The organism is Sphingomonas sp. BK235 (assembly GCF_004345855.1).
In the GTDB taxonomy this organism is placed as follows: domain Bacteria; phylum Pseudomonadota; class Alphaproteobacteria; order Sphingomonadales; family Sphingomonadaceae; genus Sphingomonas.
Genome location: NZ_SLXN01000010.1, coordinates 78061 through 103858 on the forward strand (window position 1 = coordinate 78061; position 25798 = coordinate 103858).

At 68.8% G+C, this 25798-nt stretch carries 25 protein-coding genes; 9 read left to right on the top strand and 16 right to left on the bottom strand.

Annotated elements, in window-relative coordinates; genetic code table 11:
- Positions 1-238 precede the first annotated feature (238 nt).
- Entirely contained in the window at positions 239-2428 is a 2190-nt protein-coding gene (locus EV292_RS19540) for a TonB-dependent receptor (RefSeq protein WP_132910941.1), read from the bottom strand.
- Between the two features lie 53 nt (positions 2429-2481).
- On the opposite strand from EV292_RS19540, the gene EV292_RS19545 reads away from it, so the two are divergent.
- On the top strand, positions 2482-3387 hold the full coding sequence (locus tag EV292_RS19545; RefSeq protein WP_165927196.1) for an AraC family transcriptional regulator: 906 nt from the start codon (positions 2482-2484) through the stop codon (positions 3385-3387).
- 449 nt (positions 3388-3836) lie between these two features.
- Here EV292_RS19545 and EV292_RS19550 read toward each other — a convergent pair whose 3' ends face one another.
- Positions 3837-4829 (bottom strand): histone deacetylase family protein, encoded by a 993-nt coding sequence (locus EV292_RS19550; protein WP_132910943.1) that lies wholly within the window; start codon positions 4827-4829, stop codon positions 3837-3839.
- A 5-nt stretch (positions 4830-4834) separates the two neighbouring features.
- On the opposite strand from EV292_RS19550, the gene EV292_RS19555 reads away from it, so the two are divergent.
- The 3 genes from EV292_RS19555 to EV292_RS19565 are packed head-to-tail and all read left to right on the top strand — an operon-like array spanning position 4835 to position 7686.
- On the top strand, positions 4835-5806 hold the full coding sequence (locus EV292_RS19555; protein WP_132910944.1) for an alpha/beta hydrolase: 972 nt from the start codon (positions 4835-4837) through the stop codon (positions 5804-5806).
- A complete protein-coding gene (locus EV292_RS19560) occupies positions 5803-6387 on the top strand; it encodes an FMN-binding negative transcriptional regulator (protein ID WP_165927197.1) in 585 nt (194 codons plus the stop codon). The genes EV292_RS19555 and EV292_RS19560 overlap by 4 nt, the downstream gene beginning before the upstream one ends.
- A gap of 36 nt (positions 6388-6423) precedes the next feature.
- On the top strand, positions 6424-7686 hold the full coding sequence (locus tag EV292_RS19565; protein ID WP_132910946.1) for a cation:dicarboxylase symporter family transporter: 1263 nt from the start codon (positions 6424-6426) through the stop codon (positions 7684-7686).
- A gap of 16 nt (positions 7687-7702) precedes the next feature.
- Here the strand turns inward: EV292_RS19565 and EV292_RS19570 are convergent, their stop codons facing one another.
- From EV292_RS19570 to EV292_RS19605, 8 genes are all read right to left on the bottom strand, one after another.
- Positions 7703-9091, bottom strand: a complete 1389-nt coding sequence (locus EV292_RS19570) for a PepSY-associated TM helix domain-containing protein (protein ID WP_132910947.1) — start codon at positions 9089-9091, stop codon at positions 7703-7705.
- Positions 9088-9645, bottom strand: a complete 558-nt coding sequence (locus tag EV292_RS19575; protein WP_132910948.1) for a hypothetical protein — start codon at positions 9643-9645, stop codon at positions 9088-9090. Before EV292_RS19575 ends, EV292_RS19570 begins: the two co-directional genes overlap by 4 nt.
- On the bottom strand, positions 9645-11921 hold the full coding sequence (locus EV292_RS19580; RefSeq protein WP_132910949.1) for a TonB-dependent receptor: 2277 nt from the start codon (positions 11919-11921) through the stop codon (positions 9645-9647). Before EV292_RS19580 ends, EV292_RS19575 begins: the two co-directional genes overlap by 1 nt.
- 52 nt (positions 11922-11973) lie before the next feature.
- Positions 11974-12318, bottom strand: a complete 345-nt coding sequence (locus tag EV292_RS19585) for a DUF3325 domain-containing protein (protein WP_132910950.1) — start codon at positions 12316-12318, stop codon at positions 11974-11976.
- Entirely contained in the window at positions 12315-12611 is a 297-nt protein-coding gene (locus EV292_RS19590) for a hypothetical protein (protein ID WP_132910951.1), read from the bottom strand. Before EV292_RS19590 ends, EV292_RS19585 begins: the two co-directional genes overlap by 4 nt.
- 15 nt (positions 12612-12626) lie before the next feature.
- Positions 12627-14867, bottom strand: coding sequence for a TonB-dependent siderophore receptor (locus EV292_RS19595; RefSeq protein WP_132910952.1), 2241 nt, complete (start codon positions 14865-14867; stop codon positions 12627-12629).
- Between the two features lie 324 nt (positions 14868-15191).
- Positions 15192-15830 (bottom strand): DNA oxidative demethylase AlkB, encoded by a 639-nt coding sequence (gene alkB / locus EV292_RS19600; RefSeq protein ID WP_132910953.1) that lies wholly within the window; start codon positions 15828-15830, stop codon positions 15192-15194.
- Between the two features lie 195 nt (positions 15831-16025).
- A complete protein-coding gene (locus EV292_RS19605; protein WP_132910954.1) occupies positions 16026-16928 on the bottom strand; it encodes an NAD(P)/FAD-dependent oxidoreductase in 903 nt (300 codons plus the stop codon).
- A gap of 102 nt (positions 16929-17030) precedes the next feature.
- Between EV292_RS19605 and EV292_RS19610 the strand changes: the two genes are divergently transcribed.
- A complete protein-coding gene (locus tag EV292_RS19610) occupies positions 17031-17501 on the top strand; it encodes an Rrf2 family transcriptional regulator (RefSeq protein WP_279432443.1) in 471 nt (156 codons plus the stop codon).
- 219 nt (positions 17502-17720) lie between these two features.
- Here EV292_RS19610 and EV292_RS19615 read toward each other — a convergent pair whose 3' ends face one another.
- Complete coding sequence (locus tag EV292_RS19615) at positions 17721-18461, bottom strand: SDR family oxidoreductase (protein ID WP_132910955.1); 741 nt, start codon at positions 18459-18461, stop codon at positions 17721-17723.
- A 180-nt stretch (positions 18462-18641) separates the two neighbouring features.
- On the opposite strand from EV292_RS19615, the gene EV292_RS19620 reads away from it, so the two are divergent.
- Positions 18642-19184, top strand: a complete 543-nt coding sequence (locus tag EV292_RS19620; RefSeq protein WP_207913490.1) for a TetR/AcrR family transcriptional regulator — start codon at positions 18642-18644, stop codon at positions 19182-19184.
- Positions 19185-19559: 375 nt separating this feature from the next.
- Here the strand turns inward: EV292_RS19620 and EV292_RS23400 are convergent, their stop codons facing one another.
- Positions 19560-19694 (bottom strand): hypothetical protein, encoded by a 135-nt coding sequence (locus tag EV292_RS23400; protein WP_279432445.1) that lies wholly within the window; start codon positions 19692-19694, stop codon positions 19560-19562.
- Between EV292_RS23400 and EV292_RS19625 the strand changes: the two genes are divergently transcribed.
- Both EV292_RS19625 and EV292_RS19630 read left to right on the top strand, forming a co-directional pair.
- Complete coding sequence (locus EV292_RS19625) at positions 19636-20526, top strand: TonB-dependent receptor (protein ID WP_279432444.1); 891 nt, start codon at positions 19636-19638, stop codon at positions 20524-20526. The two genes, EV292_RS23400 and EV292_RS19625, sit on opposite strands and share 59 nt — an antisense overlap.
- A gap of 97 nt (positions 20527-20623) precedes the next feature.
- On the top strand, positions 20624-21436 hold the full coding sequence (locus EV292_RS19630) for an APH(3')-I family aminoglycoside O-phosphotransferase (RefSeq protein ID WP_132910957.1): 813 nt from the start codon (positions 20624-20626) through the stop codon (positions 21434-21436).
- Between the two features lie 85 nt (positions 21437-21521).
- On the opposite strand, the gene EV292_RS19635 is transcribed toward EV292_RS19630, so the two are convergent.
- From EV292_RS19635 to EV292_RS19645, 3 genes are read right to left on the bottom strand one after another with little or no spacing between them, the layout of a single operon-like run.
- Positions 21522-21971: an SRPBCC domain-containing protein gene (locus EV292_RS19635; RefSeq protein ID WP_132910958.1), complete on the bottom strand. Its 450-nt coding sequence runs from the start codon at positions 21969-21971 to the stop codon at positions 21522-21524.
- A 4-nt stretch (positions 21972-21975) separates the two neighbouring features.
- The gene (locus EV292_RS19640) at positions 21976-22521 is read right to left on the bottom strand and encodes a hypothetical protein (protein ID WP_132910959.1); all 546 of its coding nucleotides are present in this window, start codon (positions 22519-22521) and stop codon (positions 21976-21978) included.
- Positions 22522-22535: 14 nt separating this feature from the next.
- Positions 22536-22892 (bottom strand): YbjQ family protein, encoded by a 357-nt coding sequence (locus EV292_RS19645; protein WP_243693875.1) that lies wholly within the window; start codon positions 22890-22892, stop codon positions 22536-22538.
- Positions 22893-23160: 268 nt separating this feature from the next.
- On the opposite strand from EV292_RS19645, the gene EV292_RS19650 reads away from it, so the two are divergent.
- Positions 23161-25527, top strand: a complete 2367-nt coding sequence (locus tag EV292_RS19650) for a membrane-bound PQQ-dependent dehydrogenase, glucose/quinate/shikimate family (RefSeq protein ID WP_132910961.1) — start codon at positions 23161-23163, stop codon at positions 25525-25527.
- Positions 25528-25576: 49 nt separating this feature from the next.
- Here EV292_RS19650 and EV292_RS19655 read toward each other — a convergent pair.
- On the bottom strand, positions 25577-25798 hold a 222-nt coding region (locus EV292_RS19655; RefSeq protein ID WP_347812608.1), incomplete at its 5' end, for an FCD domain-containing protein.

The window sequence follows — 25798 nt, forward strand, 5'->3', positions numbered from 1 at the left end:
TCCACCATCTTTGTCCGGTTCGATGTCGCCGAGATGAACGAGCGCTCGCTTCCAGAGCGTAGAAAGCTGACGCTACATGGCCGCAATTGGGTCAGCGCAGCAGCGCGAGGCGGTGCAGCAGGTGTTGCAACCGTTCGGCTTCGACACCGGTCCGGCATGATGATGCTATTGGTGGCTCTGCCGATCAGGGCGGTGGAGGGGATCGGCAGCGAGGATCGATCGCGCCGCTGGCCGATGCTCAGAATGTCCATTGAAGCTCGATGCCGCCCTGGCGGCCGCGGCCGACCGGAGCGTACCAGTTGCCGTCGTTCCCGAACGCCAGATTGCGGAACGCCAGCCCGGTCGCGCGGCGCACGTCGGTCAGGTTCTCAACGAACGCCCGCAGCGACCAGCGCGGACCTTCATATCCGGCTTGCAGCCCGATCGTCTGCGTAGCGGATTGTACCGCCTCGCCCCTGCTCTCGCGCGATTGCTTGCCGGCGAGGCCGAGCTCGGCGCGCGCGAACAATCCGCCGGGCGTCTGGTAACGGGCAGCAAGGTAGCCGTCATAGGCCGGCACCAGCTTCACGCGTCGGCCCCCGACGTTGGTGGTCGCATCGAGCTGAAGGTCGCGGTATCGCGCGTCGGCATAGCCGAGGTTGGCGATCAGCGTGAGCCCGCGGGCTGGCTGCGCCGACGCTTCAATCTCGAAGCCCTTGCTGTCGATCGATGCGTCCGAGCCGATAAAGTCGGCCGACAGGATGCGACCGGACGCGTCGGTGGCGACCTGTATCTCCTGCCAATTGTTGGAGCAGATGTAGAAGCCTGCCGCCCCGAGGCGGATGCGCCCGTCCTCCGAGCGCCATTTGACACCGGCCTCGTGGCTCCACATCATCTCGGATTGGAAGCGCAGCACGTCGTCGGGAAGGCTCGCCTGTGCGGCCGTGAGATTGTATCCCCCGGGGATGTAGCCCTTGGCAGAACTGGCATAAGCGGTGAGCTGCGACGATGCCGTGTAGCGGGCGGTGAAGCGCGGCAGCACCGCGTCGAAACTGCCTGCCAGCGCGGCGTCGCGCAGGATGAAGAGATTGCCGCCCCCGAGATCGATCTGCCCGGCGTTCTGCTGCGCCGTGCGGCGGGCGTGGTCGTAGCGGAGCCCGGCCCCCAGCGTCAGCTTGGGTGCGAACAGAGGCGACCATTCCGCTGATCCGAATACGCCCCAGTCCCGCGCCTGTGCGTATTGGCGCGGCGCCGGTTCATAGGAATCGAGCGTGCCCGGCCCCGCGAACGTCGTCTGGAAACGCGTATCGTTCTGACGATAGTGGGTGATGCCGACAATGTAGTTGAACGGCTTGTCGGCAGGCGAGGCGAAGCGCAGCTCCGCGTTGACGAAGTTGCGATCCTTGAAGTCCTGTCCCGCGGCCGTCGGCAGCGCGGTGAAATCGAAATCCAAGCCCTTCGTATCGCTCTTGAAGCGTCGGTACGACAGCGCAGCGTCGATCGTGCCGTAGCCGAGCCGGTAAGTGGCGCTGGCTCCCACGACGCGCTCGCGCTTGTCGGTGCGCTTCGGTGCATCGTTGATGTAGCTATACCGTCCAACCTTGCTGCCGCCGTTGAACATGGCGGCGTAGCTGCGATTGTAGAGGTCCACGTCCCGTGGCAGATATTCCTGATCGAACACGCCCGGTGCGCGCGTGTCGAGGACGTAACCGGTAACGTTGACCGTCAGGCGATCGACGGGACGCCAACGCAGCCGCCCCTGCACGAAATTCTCGTCGATGCTCCCGTTCGGCTGACCTGGCTGGAGGTTGCGCAGGAAGCTGTCTCCCCGCTGTACCTTGAAGGCGATCGATCCGGCCAGAGTGTCCCCCGCCACCGGGCCCCCGACGAAGCCGTCGGCTACGCCGTTCCATCCATTGCCGAAGCGGAAGCCGGTCGCGCGCAGGTCAAGCGCGGGACGATCGGTCGGCGCGCGCGTGTTGATGACGATCAGGCCGGACTCGCTGTTCGCCCCGTAAAGCGTCGCTTGTGGGCCCCGCAGCACCTCGATCGACTCCACCTGGTTCAGCACCGCGTTCGACAGTTCGCGGAACGGAATGCCGTCGATGTAGACCGCCGCGCGGTTGACGATGAAGGGATTGGACTCGATCCCTCGGATGGAGATGAAGGTGCTGCCGAGCTGGCCGCTCTCGTTGAACTGGACGTTGGGCACGATCGCGTCGAGCTGCCGAACGTCGCGGATGCGCGCTTCGTTGAGCGTTTCGCGATCAAGTACGGTGACCGATGCAGGCGTGTCCAGAAGCGTCGTGTCGCGCCGTGTGCCGGTGACGACGATGTCGCCCGACTGTTCCACGGTTGGCCGCAACGCAGCTTCCTGCGCCGACAGGGGTTGCACGGACGCGCAGGTGACGGCGACCGCCGAGGCGGCGGTAAGTTGGATGAAGCGCATGATCCCCTGATGAACGCTTGTTGCGACTGCCTCTCATGGTACAACATATCATCATGAGGCCGCTGCTCCGATCCGGGTTCGATCGCTCCGATCGAGGAAATGATTGTCCGATCGAGCGTGACCGCAGGGACATCGCGCATCAGGTGACCACTCACGGATCGATCGTCTCCGCGCCGGGCGGCGCGGCGACGGTGGTCCGCGGTCGCTACCCCGCTTTTGACGGCGCCGTCGCCAACGGCCCGCATCTGCGGATCGGCTTGTGCGTCGGCGGCCGGGCGAAGCTGGCGCAGCAGGTGGACGGCACCCGATTGGAAGGTCACTGGCGGAGCGGCTCGATAGTGGTCACGCCCCCTGGCGGTGCTGGCACCTCGCGCTGCTCCCCCGTCGACATGATCGGTCTCGCCATTGCACCCGCGCTGCTGGGCGGCGACCACGGGCTCGATCTCGACGGGATGGCGGGTCTGGCCGGCCGATTTCACGACGATGCCTTGCTCGCCGCGGTCACGACGGCGCTGCACGGCGAGGCAGAGGTGCACGGCGCGTCCACCGCCTTTTTCGAGCATGGTGTCGCGCTCTTGCTGGCGCGGTTCGCCGAGCTTGGGTCACTTCCCGCTCGTTCGACCGGGCATCCCCCGCTTTCCGCGGGGAAGCTGGAGCGGGTGTCCTGCCATGTCGCAAGCCGGCTGGGAGATGACATATCGGTGACGGAGATGGCCGCCGTCGCCGGCATGGATCCGAGCGGGTTCACGCGCGCTCTTCGCGCGCGAACCGGATTGCCACCCTACGCCTGGCTCACCCGCCTACGCATGGAGCGCGCCAGTGACCTCCTGGCCGAGGGCTGGACGGTCACACAGGTCGCGACGGCCTCGGGATATGCCAACAGCGGCAAGTTCGCTGCCGCCTTCCGTCGCACCATCGGAAGAAGCCCCTCCGAATGGCAAAGACGGCGACTATCTTGAACAGTGAGCGTTCGACGTGAGGGCGTGGCGCTGAGCGGAAGGCTCGGCACGGTCTAAGCTACTGGGGCGACGACGATGACATCGCCGCGCTGGATGCGCGAGAGGCGGTCGGCTCCGTGCTTGGATCATGACCCGCCAGCTATCTGCGGGCGGTCCGTTCATGCCATAGCGGTATGGCCGGTGCAGGCTGTCTCTCGTCACGGCAGGTCGGCCCAGAAGCTCGTCAACGCGAGGATTGGCGAACGCTCACCGCATGTCCTCGCTGGCGCCCAGCTACGACGACAAGATCAACCGCGAGATCATGGCGGTGGTGCGGCGGTCCGGGCTCGGTCTGCGCGCCAACCTCAAGCAGGTCTCATACGGCCATGTCCCAGCGCAGCCGGATGGCGGTGACCGGGCGCGACATCCTGCGCTGGCTCGCGAAGGACGACGACGTGGACGGATGCCGTTCACTCTCCGCCGTGCAGCCCGCCGACGAACGCCGCGACATTGTCCCCCAGCGCGGCGGTGGCATAGCCGCCTTCCATTACCGTCACGATCGCCAGCCCGCTCGCCGAGAGCCGGGCGGCGAGCGCGGCGAAATCGTCGCGCGCGAAGGTGAAGTGCGAGATCGGGTCGCCCGCGTAGAGATCCGCGCCCAGCGACAGCACCAGCAACCGCGCGCCGTAGCGCGCGATCGCGTCGTGCGCGCGATCCAGCGCGGGTTCATAGCTCGCCCAGCCGGTGCCGCGCGGCAGCGGCAGGTTGAGCGTCGCGCCGCGGCCCGCGCCCGTGCCGGTCTCGTCGGCATGGCCCCAGTAGAAGGGATAGTCGGTCGCCGGATCGGCGTGGATCGAGACGAACAGCATCTCGCCGTCGGCGTAGAAGATGTCCTGCGTGCCGTTGCCATGGTGATAGTCGACGTCGAGGATCGCGACCGGGCCGAGCCCGCGGCGCCGCGCCTCGGCCGCCACGATCGCGGCGTTGTTGAGGTAGCAATAGCCGCCGAGATAGTCGCGCCCGGCATGGTGGCCGGGCGGGCGGCAGAGCGCGAAGGCCCGCCGCGTCGCTCCCGCGGCGACCTCGTCGAGCGCGGTCAGCGCGGTCTGCGCCGACCAATAGGCCGCCTCCCACGTGCCCGCCGCGATCGGCGTGCCCGCGTCGTAGCTGTAGCGCCCGAGCCGCGCGTCGATCCGCGACAGGTCGAGCGCGCGCCGCCCGACCACCGGCCAGGTGTAGCCGATCGCGTCGCCCTGCCGCCCGGCCGCGACCCAGTCGTCGTGCGCGACGCGGAGGAAGGCGAGATAATCGGGGTCGTGCACCGCCGCGAGCGGCGCCATGCCGAAGTCGCGCGGCGGCGTCGTGGTACCGAGCGCCGCGACGATCGACTGCGCGCGCGCGGGGCATTCGTTATAGGCGATCCAGTCGCCGTTGTGCAGCTCGCGCGCTCGCGCGAGGAGCAGGACGCATGACTCTCACCACCGAGGCGCTCGCCGCGCACGACGATGTCGACCCCGACATCCGCCGCTTCGTCGCCGCGCTCAACCACGGCTACGGCCAGTTCTCCGACTTCGCCGCGCTGCCGCTGCCCGAACGCCGCGCCGCGGCCGAGGTGGTGCGCGCGCCGTGGCGCGCCGGCGGGCCGGTGATGGCGGAGACGCGCGACGGCACGCTCGCCGGCTGCCGCGCGCGCTTCCATTACCCGAGCACGCGCCAAGGGCCGCGCCCGGCGCTGCTGTACGTCCACGGCGGCGGCTGGACGATGTTCAGCATCGACACGCACGACCGGCTGATGCGTGAATATGCCGCGCGCGCCGACGTGGTGGTGGTCGGGATCGACTATAGCCTGTCGCCCGAGGCGCGCTTCCCGGTCGCGCTCGACGAGGTGGTCGCGGCCTATCGCCAGCTGCGCGGCGAGGCGGCCGCGCACGGCATCGCCGCGGAGCGGATCGCGGTGGGCGGCGACTCCGCCGGCGCCAATCTCGCGGTGGCGATGAGCCTGCGGCTGCGCGCGCTGGGCGAGCCGCTGCCCGCCGCGCTGCTGCTCAACTATGGCGCCTTCGATCCGGCACCGACGCCGAGCTACGCGCGCTACGACGGTCCCGCCTATATGCTGACGATCGCGGAAATGGACCAGTTCTGGCGCGACTATGCCGGCGAGCCCGCGACGCTCGACGACCCGCTGGTCGTCCCCGCGCGCGCCGACCTCACCGGCCTGCCGCCCGCCTTCGTGACGATCCCCGAGTGCGACATCCTCGCCGACGCCAACCGCGCGATGGCGGAGCGGCTCCATGCCGCCGGGGTCGCGGTCGAGGCCTGCGTCTACCCCGGCGCGACGCACAGCTTCCTCGAGGCAGTGTCGGTCTCGCCGCTGGCCGACTCCGCGTTCGAGGACGCCGCGCGCTGGCTCGCGGCGGTGCTGCGACACGCGCCGGCGTGAGCTTCGTCCCGCTCTCGCCGGCAGAGATTGGCGCGCTGATCCGCGACCACCCGCTCGCCTGGGTGGTGTCGGGCGATCGCGACGCCACGCTGCTCCCGCTCATCGCCGAGGGCGGCGCGGACGGCACGCCGGTGGCGCTGGTCGGCCATTATCCCCGTCGCAACCCGCAGGTCGACGCGTTCGAGCGCGACCCGCAGGCGCTCATCCTGTTCCGCGGGCCGGAGGGCTATGTCTCGCCGCGGCTGGTGTCGAATCCGACCTGGGGTGCGACCTGGAACTATGCCGCACTGCGGATCGTCGCCACGCTCGCCTTCGTGCCGGAGGAGACCGAGGACGCGCTGCGCCGCCTCGCCGCGCAGCTCGAGCCCGCCGGAGGGTGGCGACCCGAGCAGATGGGCGCGCGCTTCGACGAGCTCGCGCGCCACGTCGTCGCCTTCCGCGCGCGGATCGTCTCGTGCGAGCCGCAGTTCAAGCTGGGCCAGGACGAGCGCGCGGCGACCTTCGCCGAGATTGTCGCCGGGCACAGCGACGCGGCGCTGGTCGCGGCGATGCGGAGGAACCGCCCCGACGATGCGAGCTGACCGCACCGCTGCCTCGTCGAACGCGATCGCGCCGGCGTGCTGAGCGGCCCCTCGGCGCGAATCCTCGCCGGGCTGGTGCTGGGGCTGGTCGCGGGTGCGCTGCTGGCGGGCAGCGCGGCGGCGCCCGCGGTCGCCGGCGTGGCCAAGCCGGTCGGCCGGTTGTGGCTCGACTCGCTGACGATGACGGTGGTGCCGCTGGTCTTCTCGCTGCTCGTCACCGGGGTGATGCGCGCCGCCGAGCAGGCCGCGGGCGGGCGGCTCGCCGCGCGCGCGCTCGGCTGGTTCGCGCTGCTGCTGCTCGCCGCCGCGCTGGTCGGCGCCGCGGCCACCGCGCTGCTGCTCCAGCTCGCGCCGCTGCCCGCGGCCGCGGCGGCGCTGCCTGCTGCCGTGAGCGGCCCCGGCCCGGCGGTACCCGCCGCGTCCGACTGGCTCGGCAGCATCGTGCCGACGAACCCGGTGCGCGCCGCGGCCGAGAGCGCGATGGTGCCGCTCGTCGTCTTCGCGCTGCTGTTCGGCCTCGCCGCCAACGGGATCGAGCCCGGCCCGCGCGCCGCGCTCGCGCAGGTGTTCACCGGCGTGGCGCAGACGATGCTGCGGATCGTCGGCTGGGTGCTGTGGGTGGCGCCGCTCGGCGTTTTCGCGCTCGCGATCGGGGTCGGACTGGTGCTCGGCGGGGGCGCGGCGGGCGTGCTGGCGCATTATGTCGCGGTGATCGTCGGCGCCGCGCTCTCCTCGACCGCGCTCGCTTATGCCGCGGCGGCGCTGCTCGGCCGCATCAGCCCGCTCGCCTTCGCGCGCGCCGCGCTGCCGGCGCAGGTGATCGCGGTGAGCACGCAATCCTCGCTCGCCTCGCTGCCCGCGATGGTGGCGGCGGCGCCCGCGCTGCGGGTGCGCGACGAGGCCGCGGGCGTGGTGCTGCCGCTCGCGGTGTCGCTGTTCCGCGCCACTACCGCGGCGGCCAATGTCGCGGTGGCGACCTATCTCGCCACGGCGCACGGCGTCGCGCTCGGTCCGGCGACGCTGGGGCTGGGCGCGGTGGTCGCGGCGACGGTGAGCGTGGCCGCGGTCGGGCTGCCGGCGCAGGTGTCGTTCTTCGCGGTGATCGCGCCGGTCTGCCTCGCCATGGGCGTGCCGGTGACGCTGCTGCCGCTGCTGCTGGCGATCGAGACGGTGCCCGACATCTTCCGCACGCTCGGGAACGTCACCGCCGATCTGGCGGTGCTGCGCATCGTCGGCGGGCGCGGCCCAGACGCAGGATCGCTATCCGCGAGACCACCGCCTCGCTTCGGGGATCATTAGCATCGCTGGCTTCGGTTTATCCGATGCTTCCCTGGTGCTGCCTTCTTAGCAACCAGACACCGACTCCCAGAAGCAGCGCATCGACGATTCGCAGGCGACGCGACAGGCTGGTCGCGGGCCATCGCGCCGCACCCGCCGCGACCAGCAACACGATCGTTGCCGCAAGCCATGTCCAAGCCGCCGCTTTTTCCCCGGCCGCCAATGTACACAGCGCCGCGATGATCAGCGCCAGCGGCTGTCCCCAGGCCACAGCCGACCAGAGCCTCTCCCAGAGCGGCACCGGGCGTCCCTTGTCGCGCCGCCGCGCCAACCAGATCGTCACGCCGCTCGACGTGACGACGCACAAGGCGAGGCCGAGCACGCCGTACAGCAGCCGCACGGGCAGGCCGCCGTACCAGCCGAAGTGCAGCTGACCGATGCCACCGAGGATGCGCGTGCCGGCCACGAGATCGCGCGGATGCTGGTCCTTCACGACCGCGCCGCGCGCGTCGAAGACCGTCGTATCCTGCGGCACGAGCAGTCGCTCGCGCTCGGACGCGATCGTCACACGCGCGTCAGCGCGCCCCGCTCGTTCCACGATGATCTGGTGCGGCTCGGCCCGCGGTGCGCGGCGGTGCGCCTCGACCAGCAACACCCCGAGCGACGGCAAGGGCGCCGCGGCGGCGTCGGCCGCGGGCGGCGGGTCGACGAACAGGCCGTACACCTGGGCGGTGTCGCCCCGGTACAGCAGCAGGGCGAGCACGCCGACGATCAGCGTGCTCAGCCCCAGCAGCGCACCGGTCAGCGCGATCGTGACGTGGAACGGAAGCGCCCAGATGCCGAGACGGTTGTGCAGGTCTGCTTCCTGCAGACGCCGGGAGCCGCCGAGCCGCAGGTGGAAGGCATCCTTGAGTATCCGCGGGTGCGCCAGGATGCCGGACAACAGGGAGGAGAGCAGCGCCACGCCCGCGAGCCCGACGATGAACTCGCCCCATGTGCGCGGTAGATGCAGCGCGATATGCAAATTCAGCAGGAAATCCGAGAATGGCGTTTCCTTGGCAACGAGAGCACCGTTCGCGGTCACTTGCCATTCCCGCTCGACGTCGGGCTTGTAGGCGACGATCCCGGCACCGGGTGCCGTGGTCGAGGGAAGGCTGATGTAGAAGACCGCGTCGGGAGGCGCGTCGGTGCGCGCCGCCGCCAGCGCGCGGTCGAGCATGGTCGGCGCGATCGCGGTGATGTTCGGCTGCTCCGGCTGCTCCCATCGCTCGAGATCGTGAACGAAGACGGCCAGCGTGCCGGTCAGACAGACGAGATAGATCACGGCCGCGAACGCGAGGCCGAGAATACCATGGCCGCTCAGCACCGCGCGGACCGTGGAGGGTGGCAGGGGCCACTGGCTCCGCGTCGACGTGGGTCCGCTCATGTCAGCCCCCGCATCGCCGCCAGCGCGAAGCCGGCGACCGTCGTCCCGACGAGCACGGCCAAGGAGCGCAACAGGCGCTGGTCGGCGAGCGTCCAGGTCATCGCCACGGCCCAGCCCAGGGGCACGAGCAGCCCGCCCAGGATGATACGCGTGCGCGGGTCGCCCGGCGCCCAGGTGGCGTAGCAGAAGGCGAGGCCCATCGCGGCGGTCATGCCGAGTGGCCCGGCGAGCAGAAACTTGAGCACGCCACGCCACGCCCGTGACGGACCCTCCAGCGGCTCGGGCGCGAGACTGTCGCGCGATGGTCGCGCGGCGCGACGGACGCGCCCCCGTGCGACCACGCCAAGCGCGCCCGCACTGACGGCGACGAGCGCGATCGCCATGCCCTTCACCGCGCCCGCCCACCATGCGCCGAACAGCGATGTGGCGAACAGCATGGCCCAGCCTGCCGCGATCAGTGCGCGGTGCTCACGCGAACGATCGGCCCAGGCACGGCGAAGCAGCGCAGCCGCGAAGGCACCGCCTGCCGTCCCGGCCAGGGTCAGGGCCAGCATCAGAAATGCGCCTCCACGCCACCACCGAACGTCTGTGGATCGCCCAGGATCGCGCGGCCGCTGCTCGCGAAATCGTACTGCTGATACTCTTCGTTCAACAGGTTGCGCGCGAAGGCGAAGAGCGTGAACTGCTTCACCTCCCAACCGATTCGCGCGTTGACGACGGTGCGACCCGGCAGGCGGCCCTGCGACTGCGTCACGCCGACGTCGGTGTAAACCGGTCCGCGGTAATTGGCGTTGAGATTGCCGACGATCGGACCGACGCGCGTGTTCAGACCGCCTGCGATCGTCCAGCGTGCGGCATAGGGAAACTCTGACCCCGAGAGATCGATCGCGCTGGTCGCGCCGCCGGGCAAGGAGAAGTCGTCGAACTTCGTACGGACATGGCCGACCGAGGCATAAGCGTCGACCGCCCGGCTTATCCGAGCCTGCGACTCGATCTCGAAGCCGTACAGGTGCGACGTGCCGGCGTTGACGGTATTGTAGTCGAACTCGTTGAGACCGAAGAAGGCATTGGTCTGCTGATCCTTCCAGTCGATGTAGAAGACATTCGCATTGAGCGTGAGCTTGCCGTCCCACCAACGCGAGCGCAGCGATCCCACGTAATTCCAGCTATATTCGGGGTCATAGGCGACGAGCAGCGCGCGCGCCGGGTTCTGGCTCGACCCACCCGAGCGGTACGCGCGCTGCACGGTGAAGGTGGTGCCGAGGTCGGGCGTCCAGTCCATGCTGATCCCTGCCTTGGGCAGGAAGGCATCGAAGCTGCGGGCGTTGCTCGCTCTGGCTGAATTGGCTCCCTGCACCAGCCCGAGCACGCCCCGGTTCACCGCCGAGATCGCGAGGAACAAGGGCGTGCCGGGGGCGCCGAAGGCGGCTGGACTCGGCAGGGTGCCCGTGAAGGTCGCGACCGTCTCAGCCGTATAGCGGTTCGCTTCGTGATCGTAGCGGAAGCCGCCGATCAGCGAGAGCTGATCGGTGAGCCTGTAGCGCGCGTCGGCGAACAGGGCGGCGGTCCGCACCGATTGCGGGGAGTCCGCCGCATAGGCGACAGGGATCACCGGCAAGGATCTGGTATAGAGGTCGGCGATCTGCGTCGCCGCCGCGGCCGGGAAGCCGCCGCCCTGGAGCAGCGCGGCGATCGTGCCGGTCGGCGTCGTGATGTTGAGCCGATTGGCGGCGACGAGCCCGCCCGAGCGACGGTACGCCCAGGCGCCGACCACTCCGCTCAGCCGATCGCCGACGTAGTTCAGGCGCATCTCCTGCGTCCAGGTGCGGAAGTCGTTGGTGTTGTCGACCACCTGCAGGTCCGCCGCCGTGCCGTCGGTATCGATCAGCGCCCGCGTGTTCGTCTTGTTGTAGGAGGTGATGCTGGTGAGACGCAGCCCGGGAGCAATGTCGTAGCCGGCGTTGAGCACGGCGATGTCGGTCTTGATATGTCCGCGGCTCGGCGCGTCGCCGGTGGAGGTCCGGTTCCGGTAGAAGGATGGCGCGTCGGTGCGGGCGTATTCGTAGAGGTAGCCACCGTCGCGGCGCACACGATTGTAGCTGCCCTGCACCTCCAGCCCGGGCAGGGCGCTCGGCGTCCACTTCAGCTTGCCGCGCAGGTTCAGCGATTCGAGTGCGTCATCGTAGCCGCCACGGGTGACGTTGCGGATCAGTCCGCGATCGTTGCGGTGTTCGGCGGACAGGCGGAAGCCCAGCTCGCCCGTCACCAACGGCCCACCCACGGCGGCGGAGAAGGTGCGATCGTCATACTCGCTCCACAGCACCCGTGCGTCGCCGCTATAGTCGCTGGTCGCGGCATCGCGCGTGGTCAGCACGATCGCACCGGCGAGCGCGTTGAGACCCTGGATCGTCGACTGCGGGCCGCGCAGGATCTCCACCTGCCGAATGTCCCAGAGATCGGTCGGGCCGCCGAACAATGCCTCCCGTGGTATCGGCGCGCCATCGACGTAGACCGTCGCGGTATCGGCGTTGCCACCCGCGCCGACCCCCTGGTTGTTGATGCCGCGGATCGTGAATCCGGCGGCGCCATAGGTCTCCGCGACATTGGCGGTGCGGTTGTAGATGTCCTGGATCGTCAGGATGTTTTCCTGCCGGATGCGCTCGGGCGTGGTCACGGCCACGCTCGTCGGCGTCTCCTGCAGCGTTCGGTTGGCCTTCTCGCCGGTGACGATGATCTCGTCGCCCTGCGGCTCGTCAGGCGCCTGCTGCGCTGAAGCCGTACCGGCCCAGGCGATCGCGAGTGCCATGATCGAGATATGACGTGCGCGCATTGTTACCCCCCCCCCCCCCACCGCGCGCCCATGAGCAACCAGCTATCGCGAGTCAATCGCATCTTGCGCCGGTAGCGTCTTTTCGTGGCCGAGACGTCGGCCCCCTCACCGGACTGCTGGCCGGCGCGCGACGCGTCGGTGAGACGTTGAGAAGGAGGAACGCCAGGCCGGCTCCTGACATGCACGCCGCGACCCAGCACACCGGCCCGTCAATCAGTCCCTGATCGAGCACGCTCAGTGGGAAAGTGGCGCCCAGCAGCAGCCAGCCGATGACGCGAGCACGTCTCCGCGACGCTGGCGTCAGCGGGCGGTTCAGGTGGCGCTGATGGTCTTCGTGCGTCGCCAGTCCGAGGAGGAGAAAGGCGGCAGCGGTCAGCAGGACGACGACGACGCTCACGCGACGACCTCCTGTGGTTGGGCGCGCTGGACGATCGTCGACGGTCGCCGGTCACGTCGGGGGGGACGGTCCCGCGATGGCGCCTGGGCCACTCGGCAGGCGAGCGCCAGATAGCCGAGCCCGAAGGCAAGCAGGGTCGCATCGATGCCGGCGAGCATCTGGTCGCCGCTTCGCACGCCCGGCAGCAGCCGCGCCAGCGCCATGGCCCACAGGCTGGCGACACCGTAGCCGAGCGGGACCGCGGCGATGACGCGCAGCGTCAGGTCGCCGCGGCGCGTCCAGCGCGCGCGCATGTGCGTCGCCCGCGGTCACTCGAAGGTGTACCGGAGGGTGCCGAACACGGTACGGGGCGTGCCGTAGAAGTTGCCCCGACCGGTGGTGGAGATGCGCGCATAATAGGTCTTGTCGAGCAGATTGCTCGCGTTGACCGAGAGCGAGAGCTGCTCGCTGAGCTTGTAGCCGGCGCGCAGGTCGACCACGGCATAGGCATCCTGCCGAACGATCGTCGACACGCTCCGTAGGGAGCCGTTCGCGTCGTAGAGCGCAGGATTGCCGCCGTAGGTGGAGGAGAACCACGTGACCGATCCGCCGATGCTGGCACCGGCGAGCGGGCCACTCTCGGGCGCATAGTTCGTGAACGCCTTGATCATATGCTTGGGGATGATTGGCAGCAGCGCGATGCCCTCGAACTGCGGTTCGTTATCCTCCAGATATTCGGTGTCGGTGTAGCTGTAGCCCCCGTTGATCCGCCAGCCAGGCAGGATCTCGCCGGTGGCTTCGGCCTCGATCCCGCGGGCGCGGACCCGGCCGGCCTGCAGGACGATGTCGGGCAGCTCGGGCGGGTTGACCAGCCGGTTCGTCTGCCGGATCTGATAACCCGCGACGGAGAGCAGCAGCCGATCGTTCATCAGCGACAGCTTGCTGCCCACCTCATATTGGTCGCCGATCAACGGCTCGACCGGGCGGCCGTCAGGGCGGGCGCGATTGGCGGGCGGTGGTTGCGGCGTGAAGCTGTCCGCGTAGCTGGCGTAGAGGTTCAGGTTCGACGTGGCGTCGAACAGCACCGCGGCATAGGGCGTGAGCCGGCCCTCGTAGCCATATTGCGATCGTGCGGTCGGCGCGCCGGTGAAGCGGTCGAGCGTATCGACGTCGCTCGACCACCAGGTCGCGCGACCGCCACCGACCAGCGTCACGCGCTCGATCGGTGACAGGCGCAGCTGACCATAGAGGCCATATTGTTCGACGTAGGTGCGCGTGGCTCCGGGCGACTGGGCGACGCACTCGCGCGGCACCTCGACACACCGGCCGAGTGTGCCCTGGATCGGATAGGGCGGCAGGTCAGCGCGCGGGTCGAGCGGCGGCTCGGCGGGGTAGACCGGATCGAACACGTTGATCTGCGCATAATTGGAGATGCGCGCGAAATAGGAGGTGTAATCCTGCGCCTGATAGTCGGCGCCCAGGATCAGCGTCTGCTCGCGGCCGAACGCCGGGAAGGTGCCGACGCCGTTGAGGTCGAACGAGCGCGTGCGCTGGCGATTGTCGCCAAGGAAGGCGATATGGTTCGTCAGGCCGGCGTTGGCGGGCGTGACGGCGGCATTGCCGACATAGCTATACTTGTCGACACGGTCGACGTTGGCCACCAGCCCGGTCGCGCGCAGCGTCCAGCGGTCGCTGATCCGGTGCGCGAGCTCGACGAAGCCGGTCCAGGTCTCGGAGTCGAAGCGGTTCCAGTCGGCGCCGAGATAGGTGGAGCGGCGCACGTCGAGCAGGCGCCCCTCGCTGCCGTCGGCACCGCCCGCATAGCCGGGCAGGCCCGACTGGATGGCGGGCTTGAAGCGATCATAATAGACGCCGCCGGTCAGGGTGGTGCGTTCGCCGACGGCGAGGTCGCCGACCGCGAAGGCGCCCCAGCGGCTGCGGTGCGCGGTATCGAAGAACTGGTCCTGATCCTGTGCCATCGCGCCCACGCGCACCCCGACCGCCGTTCCGACGCGGGTCGAGGCGTCCACCTCGAGGCGCAGATTGTCGTAGCGTCCGTACCCCGCGGACGCCTGCAGCCGCGTCGTCTCGAGCGGGCGCTTGCGGATCAGGTTGATGCTGCCGGCGGGATTGCCCGCGCCGGTGAACAGCCCGGCGGGACCGCGCAGCACTTCGAGGCGATCGTAGAAGAAGAGGTCGGGGACCACGCCGGGGAAGCCGAACGACTGCGTCGGCACCCCGTCGATCAGATAGTTGTTGATCGCGAAGCCGCGCGAGTTGAACGCCGGATCCTCGCTGCCGATGCCGGTCACGGTGATGCCGTTGGTCGCGGTGAGCGCATCCTCGAGCGTGAACAGGTTCTGCGCTTCGATCTGGTCGCGCTCGATCACGCTGACCGTGTTCGGCGTGTCCTTGAGCGGGGTGACGGTCTTGCCGACCTCGCGGCCATAGCTCTTGCCGACGACCAGCACCTCGTCGGGGCGTTGCGCCTCGGGTGCCGGCGCGCCGTCGTCGGTGTGCTCCGCCGCCTGCGCGGTGGCTGCGACGACGGACCATGCGCCCGCTGCCATAAGAAATTGCCAGATTCTCACGTCTTAGTCCCCCGAAACCGCGCCAGCCTTAGAGGTGGCGCTGTTGCGAGTCACTAGCACTTGCACAAAATGTAACATCGTCGGGATCGAGCGAGTGCGATCGCGAGCCGCGATCCGCTGCTCGCCTCCGATGTCCAGCTTGCCGAAATGAGCGGCGGGCTCGGGCGGTGCGGCTGCCGATCCGAAGGGTGGCGTTGTCTGGCGGCAGGGTTCGCCCCCCGTCCCCCGAAAGGTCACCGGAAGCGGCAGGTCGCTACAATACGCATGCGCGGCGAAGTTGGGGCTTGCGAACGTGACGGTTGCTCAGGTCGCGATCCGGAACGTGAGATTGTAGCGCAGCGAGCCCGTCAGCGGATGCGAGCTCTCCCCCAATGTGTCGACGCCGTGGAAGGTCAGCCGCGCAGGCCCGCCCCAGACCACGACGTCGCCATGGTGCAAGGCGATGCGGCGGGGACGGTCGGTGCGAGACTGCCCGCCCCAGAGGAAACGTGCATCGACGCCGAGCGAGACGGACACGATCGGCTGGTCGAGATTGCGCTCATCGCGGTCCTGGTGAAGCGACAGCTTCGCGCCGCTCGCGTAGCGATTGATGAGGCACGCTTCCGGCGCGAAGTTGGCGAAGCCGGCCGCGGCGGCAGCCTCGGTGGCGAGCGTGGTGAAGGCGGGAGGCATCGCCGGCCATGGTCGTCCGGTGAGCGGGTCGACGGGGCTGTAGCGATAGCCTCGCCGATCCGAGACCCAGCCCAACTGTCCGACGTTGGTCATCGCCACCGACATCCGCCGGCCACCCGGGGTCTCGAGATGGCGAAAAGGCGCGGCCTCGGCGGTATGGGTGATCAGCTGGAGAAGGACGCGATCGACCGGCAGCGCGAAACCGCCGAGCAGCACGGCACCGGGATCGAGCGGCAAGCGCGCACGGTCGTCGGGGAACAGGTCAGGCATGCTTGCTCTACGCTGCCTCGTGGAAGATGATCCCGGGCATGTGGCGCTCGCCGGTGCGCACGATCATGCACCGGGACTGGCCACGACGCCGGAGTCCACATGTGGCAGAGGCTCGGGTTGGGAAAGCGGGCGTGAATGTCTGGTTCTCGATCCTCGACGTGAGCGGGAAGGGTCTACGACGCCGCGAGCCGACCATCACCTCGGCGCAGCGCGCACTCCGGCTTGATGCGCGCCGATGCCGGCCAGGACCCCCGCCGCCGCCGCCAGCGTGGCATTATGCATCGGTGTGGCGGCGTCTCCGGCCGCCCATACGCCGTCCACGGAAGTGGCTCCCCACTGATCGATCTTGATGAAGGGGCCGGTCGGTCCATCCTCATGCTCGCACCCGAGCATGGCGGCGAGCGGAGTCGTCGGTGCCGTCCGGGGCGCCGTGAAGATCGCCGCGACGTTCAGTTCGCGCCCGTCTGCCAGGCGAACACCATCGAGTCCGGGTGCTTCGCCGAGCAGCGCGACGATGGGCGTGCGCTCGATCGCCACGCCCCGCGCGGCGAACGCCTGGAGCTCGGCCGGCTCGGGTTCGAACTCCCCCTGCGTGAAGTAGGTGGTCGGTCCCCAGTCCGGAATGAGCAATGCCTGGTGCGGCGACATGGGGTGCGCGGCCAACACGGCGAGCGGCAGGTCGCGCACTTCGTAGCCGTGGCAGTAGGGGCAATGCAGCACGCTCTCGCCCCAGCGCTCCCGCAGGCCCGGGATCGGCGGCAGCGTGTCCGTCACCCCCGTGGCCAGCACGAGACGACGGGCGCGCGCTTCGGCACCAGACGAGAGGCCGACAGCGAAGCCGTCGTCGATCCGCTCGACCACGCTGGCCTCACCTGTCCGGATCTCCACCGTGGGATAGCGTAGAAGCTGGGACCGAGCATCGCGCAGGATCGCGGTCGGAGGCCGGCCATCGTGCCCCAGCAAGCCATGGGCTTCGTCGGCAAACCGGTTTCGCGGCAGCCCGGCATCGAGCAACAGGACCTTCCGCCTCGCCCGGGCAAGGTGCAAGGCAGCGGACAGGCCCGCGAAGCTGCCGCCGACCACGATCACGTCGTACATTCCGACCCTTTCAGGACACCATGGATGTTACATGACCTGTCGGATCCGCTTTTGCAACAATGAAAGTCACATGATAGGGGGCGTCTCAGGAGGATCGTCGCTGTGGACGCCCGGCTGTCGAGAATGCTGCACCTGCTGATCCACATGGGGCGAATGGCTGGGCCGCTCACGTCGCACGCCGCGGCCACGATGTTGCAGACGAATCCCGTGGTTGTCCGCCGAACGATGGCGGGTCTTCGCGACGCGGGCTACGTCCAGTCGGTCAAAGGGCACGGGGGCGGATGGTCGCTGACCCGGGATCTGGAGGACCTCACCATGCTCGACGTCCACCGAGCATTGGGAGAGAATCGTATCTTCGCGCTCGGACCCGCCGACCCGATGGCGACCTGCTTGGTCGAGCAAGCTGTCAACGCATCGCTGGAAGGTGCGCTGCGTGAAGCAGAAGCGCTTCTCCTGCGGCGCCTGGGGGATGTCTCTCTCGCGAGCATCGCGTCCGATTTCGATCGGCGCGTCGCCGGTTTGTCGGATGATGACCTCATGAGACATAGCCACGCTCGGGCGCCGCATGACTAAACGGCGGATCGCCGACAGGCCTCACTGGAGATTGCCTGGCGGCCGACCGCGACGGATCTGATCGTCAGCCTCGAGCGCCGCCCCCATAAGAGCCGAATGCCTCATCGGTCGCGGCGCCGGGTGGTCCGGTGACCCGCCCGGCGCCGCTTCGGGTAGCGCGCGGCACCTGATATCTCGACAGCCGGTCGCTCGCGCCCAGCGTGCCACTCCGGCGGAGCTTCAGGTCAATGCGCCGCCATCCACCGTCAGCGTGGTGCCGGTGATCTGCCGCGCGGCGGGCGTGGCGAGGAAGGCGACGGCCGCCGCCACGTCCTCCGGCTGACCATAGCGGCCCAACGGGATAAGACTGCGCTGAAAATCGGCATAGTCGCCGTCCTCGGGGTTCATGTCGGTCGCCGTCGACCCCGGCTGCACTGTGTTCACGGTGATGTCCCGCGGCCCCAGCTCCTGGGCCAGGCCTTGAGTATAGGACTGCAGCGCGGCCTTGGTCATGAAATAGGCGGTACCCGGTGCCCCGACGATCCGCTCAGCGCCGGCCGAACCGATGTTGATGACGCGCGACCCGGCGTGGAAATGCGGGATCGCCGCCTTGGTCGCCAGCATCGGCCCGCGTACGTTCACCGCGAACAATGCATCGATGTCCTCCGCGCTGATCTCGGCGAGGTTGGCATAGCGTGCGATCGCGGCATTGTTGACGAGGATGTCGAGGCCGCCCAGCGCCTCGGCCGCTTCGCCGACCGAACGCTCTATGGCGGCCGGATCGGCACTGTCGGCCTGGATCGCGACCGCGTTCCGCCCCTTCTGCCGGATGGCATCGACGACCGCCTCGGCGCGCTCCGCCGACTTCTCATAGGTGATGGCGACGTCTGCGCCCTTGTCCGCGAGCGCGATCGCGATCGCTGCCCCGATGCCGCGCGAGGCTCCCGTGACCAGCGCGAACTTCCCAACCAACTCGGTCACTGTCCGAACCTTTCTGTATCGATCAACACAGAATAGGTGGGCGCGTTGAGTTCGGCTGTCAAACGAATTATATGTCGATCGATGCAGAATAGGACGGATCAGGAGCGGAGCTGTACGGCGAGTGCGCCTGCGCGCGGTCGGCCGCGGGCGTTCGATCGGGATGCGGCGCTTGCTGCCGCGATGCAGCTTTTCTGGCGCAAGGGGTATTCGGCGACCTCGATCGCCGACCTCACCGCGGCGATGGGGATCGGCTCACCCAGCCTCTACGCGGCCTTCGGATCGAAGGAGGCGCTCTATGCCGAAGCGCTCGACTTCTACGTGACCGAGCATGAGGCGATCGCCTGGGGCGGCTTCACGTCCGCCGCGACCGCGCGCGGCGCCGTCGAGCGCTTCCTCTTCGACTCGGCGGCCGGGCTGAGCGCGACGACGAACGGCTGCATGGTCACCTTGTCTGCCGTCGGCGGGGAGGGGCATGATGAACTCGGTGCGCGTGTCCGTGCGGCCCGCGCGCACGGGTTCGAGAAGATCAAGGCGCGCATCGTTCGCGGGCAGGGCGAAGGCGAGATCCCCGCGTCCGTCGACGGTCATGCTTTGGCCCGCTTCGTCCAATGTGTTCAGAACGGCATGTCGATCCTGGCTCGCGATGGCGCCACGCGGGCCGAACTCAACGATGTTGCCGAGACCGCGCTGCTGGGCTGGGACGAGCGGGTTGCGCCTGACTGAAGCGGTTGCCCGACGGCAGACCGGAGCAGGTGGACGACTTACCGTTCAACAGAGCGGCGGCGCGCACCAGAGGGCGCGCGAGAATGACCGGCAAGAAGCCGCCAGTATCCGCTCGGACGATACCGCCGCAGGACGCTCGGCCAGCATGTCAGCCTGGCCGTTATCGGCAGCGATCCTGGACATGGTTGCTCCGATGGTCGAGCCAGGCATCGAGCGAGCTGCCATTCCGGCCAGCGCGCCACGTCGATAGGCGCCTGCCACACCGCCGCGAGCGGGGCGGCGATCAGCGAGCGGCGCCGGGACATCACCGGCGCGCTCGCGTCGATCCGGGGCGGCATCTCGATCATCTCCACGATTTCCGCACCAGTTCTTGGATCAGGGTTGTGCGACCTGAACCAGCATCTTGCCGAAACTCTTCCCTTTCAGCTGCGCGATGAGCGCGGCGGGCGCGTTGCGCAGATCCTTCACGATATGCTCGCGGTGCCGCAGCCGGCCCTCGACGACCCACACGAACCTGAAGCATCGTCCGTTCTCGGCGTCGCTGGGGGCAACGTGGAATCGTCAGGCGGGTTATGCCGTGGCATTGGCGATCGCCCATACGGAGCGTGGCCCCAGCGTACGGGAGCTTTTCGCCAACGGGATGAACCTGGCGACCAACAGCTATGAGCTGGGCCTGACGCAATCGCCCGCCGACTTTCTCTGGGATGACTTCCCGGTCCCATTCGCGCCGAGCGCGCCGGACCTGATGGAAAGGACCAATTCCGTCAACCTGACGCTGCGACGCTCAAGAGGTCCGCTGGAGATGGAGATCGGATTGTTCTACCAGAAGATCAGCGATTACATCTACGCGCGTCTTATCCAGAGCAACACGGAGACGGGTGTTCGTGCCAACATGTTGGCCTATACGGCGGCTGACGTCGAATTCAGGGGGATCGACGGACAGGCGAGCCTTCAGCTCAACCGGGCGTCGCGGCTGACCGTGTTCGGCGACTATGTCGACACCGAGATCGAGCGAAACAGCGACAATCTGCCGCGTATCTCGCCCGGTCGCTTAGGTGGTCGATATGAACACATCGTCGACGCCTTCTCCGGTGACCTCGAATATTATCACACCTTCAAGCAGGACAAGGTCGCGTCCTACGAGACCGCGACACCGGGCTATGACATGCTGAACGCGACGCTGAGTTACAGGTTCGATCTGGCGCCGAGGAGAACGGTCGAGCTCTATGTTCGCGGCAACAACCTGCTTGATCAATTGGCGTTCGTCCACACCTCGTTCGTCAGGGATCAGACACCGCTACGCGGGCGCAACCTGGTCCTGGGCATGCGACACGCCTTCTGACGCCCCGCGATCCAGGCTGCCAGTCGGCGCCGCCGGCTGGCCGACCCAGCGGCAACGGTGTACGGCCGTCATCGGGGCGCGCGGAGGTATGGGCCTGATGGGTACGTATCGGGAAGAGGCATGCGCCGCCATTCCGGTGCCACCGGCCATGTCCTCGCTCCTTCGCGGGTACGCATGGGCGCGCGATCGGATCGGCGAATCAGGCGGGGCGGTGTATCGGCTGCATGGCAGAGCCGGCGCGCCTGACCTCTTCCTCAAGCATGGCCGAGGCCCGGTGGCCGGCGATGTCGCCGACGAGATGGTCAGGTTGCGCTGGTTGGCGCGGCATATCCCCGTGCCGGCCGTGCAGCGTTTCGTGCTGGACCCGGACGAGGCCTGGTTGTTGATGACCGCACTGCCCGGACAGACCGCCTACCAGCTGCTGGAGGCGGGTTCGCATCACCACAGCGCGGTCGTCGATGCGCTGGCGAGCCTCGCACGGCGCTTCCATGCGATCCCACTCGGCGCCTGTCCCTTCACCAGCGATCACGCCCATCGCCTCACGCAGGCGCGCGCCCGCATCGACGCGGGATGGGTCGAGGAGGATGATTTCGACGACGAGCGCGAAGGCTGGACGTCGGAACAGGTGTGGGAAGCGATGCAGCGCCTGCTGCCGATCTCGCCGGACCTCGTCGTTACCCACGGCGATCTCTCGCTCGACAACATCCTGCTGCGCGATGGCGAGGTGGTCGGCTGCATCGACGTCGGCAGGACCGGCATCGCCGACCGTTACCAGGATCTCGCGATCGTTTGGAGCAATCTCAGGGAGTTCGACCCCTGTCTGTCGCGCCGCTTCCTTGAGCGGTACGGCATCGACCATCCCGACGAGCGCAAGCTCCAGTTCCACCTGCTACTCGACGAGATGTTCTGACCAGGAGCGGGTTCGATCGGTCAGCCTGGCAGGAAACAGGTGCCGCCGGGCTCCCCCTGAGCCGCGCGGAGTGCGGCAGGCCCCCTCACAGCGTCCCACCCTCGGCGAGGGTCTTGAGCTGATCGGCCATCGCGCCCCAGCCCGCGTCGAAACCCATGATGCGATGCTGTTCGGCGGCCTCGTCGGTCCAGTGCCGCGCGGTGGCGGTGAAGCGCGTGCCGGCACCGTCCGACGCGATCTCGAACAGCCCGACCATGAACGGTCCGCTCGGCTGCCAGTCGCCGGTGAAGGCGTCGGAGAAGACGAAGCGACGGCCGGGCGCGACGTCCAGGATCACGCCCTCGTTGAGCATCTCCTCGCCGTCGGGGCCATGCATCACCACCAGGCTGCGGCCGCCGGGGCGCCATTCGATCTGACGCGCCTCGGCGCGCCAGGGGCGAGGACAGAACCACTCCTCGAAGCGGTCCATCATCGTCTCCCACACATGCGTGACGGGCGCCTCGATATGGCGGTGGACGCTCAGTTCGCGGTTCATGCTCTCACTCCTTCGCAGGGCAGGGTGACGTCGCGCTCGCGGTGTCGCACAGCGGCGCGCGCGGGTCCGGGTCGGCGACGATGCCGGTGAGGATATCGCCCGCCTTCAGGAGCGCGTTGCCGCCCTTCATCAGCAGACCACCGATCCCGAAGGTGACGACCCCGATCACGAGTCCAGCCGTATTCGCTTTCCCCTCGACCGCCTGCGCTCCCGTCAGCCGAAGCGATCCGCCGGGCAGCTCCACGTGAGACAGCCTGGCGGTCAATCGACCGCGGTTGCCCGCCACCCCGGTTCCCGCGGCGGACACGATCTCGCCCCAGGCCGTGGCGCCCACCGGCACCGCCACGACGCCCCCGACGAGAACGGCCTGGTTGACCCTCAGCCGAAAGCGGTCGCCCAGCCGCGCCGTGCGGCTGCTGACCTCCTTGGTGACCATGAGCGTGACCGGGGTGCCGGGAGGGACGCCCGTTATCATCGCCTCCTGCGCGCGCGCGCCGGCGCACAGGGACACTGCCGCCGCCAGCGTCAGCGCTGCGCGCGCGAGGCGCACGACGGTGGCTGCGCTCACTTGGCGGCGGGAGCCGCCGGCGACGCTTCGCCGGGGGCGAGGAACTTGACCGCGGTGCCCGTGGCGTTCGCCTTGCCCCAACTGAAGGCCGTCACGTGTGCATCGCCGTATTTGGCGTTGATCACCGCGTCGGCGCCGAGCTTGCGGCCGCGCTCCCACAGCTCCTTGTAGATCTTCTCCTGCGACGGCGACTTGCTGAACACGGTTGCCTTTCTGACCCCGGCCTTCACCTCGCCGAGCACGCGATAGGGCTTGTCGGTGAGATCGTAGGGGAACACCGGCACGCCGACATCCGGGTTGACGAAAGGCGCGCTTGCCGCCGGCGCCGTGGCGGTCGTGGCCTGCTGCGCCATGGCACCGGACGCCAGGAACAGTCCGCCGAGAACGGCAGTCGAGAAGGTCTTCATCGCTTTCCCCCCACGTGACGAAAGCCCCCGCGGCCGTCACGCCGACGCGACTATGTCGCGCATGCGGGAGCGCGGCAACAGCGGTCTGCGACCACCCGCGTCGCGTCGTCTGCGGCGCACCTGCGCGCTCCTCGCGACGCCGCGCCCCGGCGGGGGGCCTGAAACTTCGTTCCTCCCGAGCGTTGAGCGAGCAACAGTTCGAAAGGGAACGGCAATGGCGTGGCTCTATCGGCTGGTGATCGCGTGGTGCGTGGCCATCCTCGGCGGCTTCTTCGCGACAGCCGGGGCCGTTCTCGCGTCACTGGGGGGATCGCCTTATTATCTGGTCGCGGGGATCGCGATGGTGGCGAGTGGCGCGCTGCTGGGGCGTCGCCCGCGGTGGGGGCGCCGGTTTTTCGCCGCCATCTGGATCGGCACGCTGATCTGGGCGATCTGGGAAGTCGGGTTCGACGGCTTGCAGCTCGTCCCGCGCCTCGTCGCGCCCACCGTCCTGCTGGTGCTGGTGCTGCTGAGCGGAGCCTCGGCGCGGGCGTGGCGCTCGCCCGCGCGGATCGTGCCGGCCGCGGTGGCGGTCCTGCTCGCGCTCGGCGTCGGCGGCATCGCGCTGCGCGGCGAGGGGGTCGAGGCGCAGCAAGCCGCGCGCGCGGCGGCGATCCCGCCCGCGCCGACCGGCGAGGCGGACGGAGACTGGCGCGATTACGGCGGCACGCTGTCGGGCCGTCGCTATTCCGCTCTGGCCGACATCACGCCCCAGAATGTCTCCCGGCTCGAGCTCGCCTGGACGCAGCGCACGGGCGATCTGCCGATGCCGGCCGAGTCGAAGGAGCACAAGCGCGAGTATCATTCGGAAGCGACACCGATCCACATCGGCGACACGCTGTATACGTGCACGCCGCACTCGTTCGTCCAGGCCATGGATGCCACCACCGGACGGACGAAATGGAGCTGGCACGAGGACGCCAGGATCGCGGGCAACAATTATCTCGTCTGCCGCGGTGTCACCTATTTCGAGGCGCCGGCGGGGACGCCATGCCCGCGCCGGATCTTCGCGCCGACCTTCGACGCGCGGCTGGTCGCGCTCGATGCCGACACCGGGCAGCCGTGCCGGAGCTTCGCCACCGATGGCGCGATCGACCTGCGCGCGAACATGGGCACGTCCAGACCCTCCGACCAGATCGGCACGACCCCGCCGGTGGTGGTCAACGATCGCCTCATCATCGGCGAGCGGATCATCGACAACGTCAACCGCGACATCCCTTCCGGCGTCGTGCGGGCCTATGATCCCGTGTCGGGCGCGCCGCTCTGGGCGTGGGACGTCGGGCGCTCGCCCGACGCGATCGCCCCGTTGCCGGCCGGGCAGACCTACACGCGCGGCACGCCGAACGTCTGGGGCGCGATCACCGCCGATGCGGCCAACGGGCTGGTCTATCTCGGCACCGGCAATGCCTCGCCCGATTATTGGATCGAGTATCGCCGGCCGTTCGACGACCGCTTCGGTTCGTCGATCGTCGCGCTCGACGTCGCGTCGGGGAAGCTGCGCTGGACGCGGCAGCTCGTCCACCGCGACATGTGGGACATGGACCTGCCGATCGGTCCGTCGCTGTTCGACTATCGCGCGCCGGACGGCCGGATCATCCCCGCGCTGATCCAGACGACGAAGATGGGGCAGGTGTTCTTCCTGAACCGCCTGACCGGTGCCCCGCTCGCGGCGATCACCGAGCGGCCGGTGCGGACCGACGGCGCCACGCCCGGCGTGCGCGTCGCGCCGACGCAGCCCTTCTCGACCGGGATGCCGAGCTTCACCCCGCCCGCGCCGAGCGAGGTCGCCACCTGGGGCGCGACGCCGATCGACCAGCTGTTCTGCCGCATCGACATCCGCCGCGCGCAGGGGACCGGCATCTACCAGCCGATGGGACTGAAACCGATCATCGGCCATCCCGCGTTCGACGGCGTCACCGACTGGGGCGGCGCGGCGGTCGATCCGGTGCGCGGGGTCATGACCGTCAACACGATGGAGATGCCCTTCAAACTGTGGCTGATGCGCCGCGACGACCCGCGGGCCGCGGCGCTCATGAAGCAGAAGCAGGGCGGGGAGAACGCCATGCAGGCGCAGCTCCAGACGCAGTACAACACGCCCTATGTCGCGGTGGTCAAGGCGTGGGTCGGCATCTTCGGCGCGCCCTGCGTGGCGCCGCCATGGGGACATCTGACCGCGGTGGATCTCGGCACCCGGCGCGTGCTGTGGAAGAAGGTGCTCGGCACGGCGCGGGATACCGGTCTGTTCGGCTCCCATCTGGGGGTGCCGATCAAGACCGGCGTGCCCAACCTGGGCGGGTCGATCATCACCGCGGGTGGGCTGGCCTTCATCGGCGCCACCACCGACCAGTATCTGCGCGCCTTCGACCTCACCACCGGCGAGGTCGTGTGGAAAGCCCGCCTGCCGGCGGGCGCGCAGGCGACGCCGATGACCTATCGCGGGCGCGACGGGCGACAATATGTCGTCATCACGGCGGGAGGGCATGGCGCGCTCGGCACGCGCTACGGCGATTACACGCTGGCCTTCGCGCTGCCGAAGACGTGAGGGTCGCGCCGCCCGACCGGCTCCTCGCCGCGGCCGGGACGCGCGCGACCTATCGCGAGAGGAGATTGGGCGTGAGGCTCAGGGCGGCGCGGGTGTCGTCGAGCGCCAGGTCGACCAGCTGACGCATGGCGACTTCCGCTGCCTTGGTATCGCCGCTGGCGATCGCCTCATACACCGCGGCATGTTCGGGGATGGGGTCGCGCGGCAGCGCGCGCTCGCGCTGTTTGAGCTGGGTGGTCCAGGCCACCGCCGCGGTGATCCCGGCCGACAG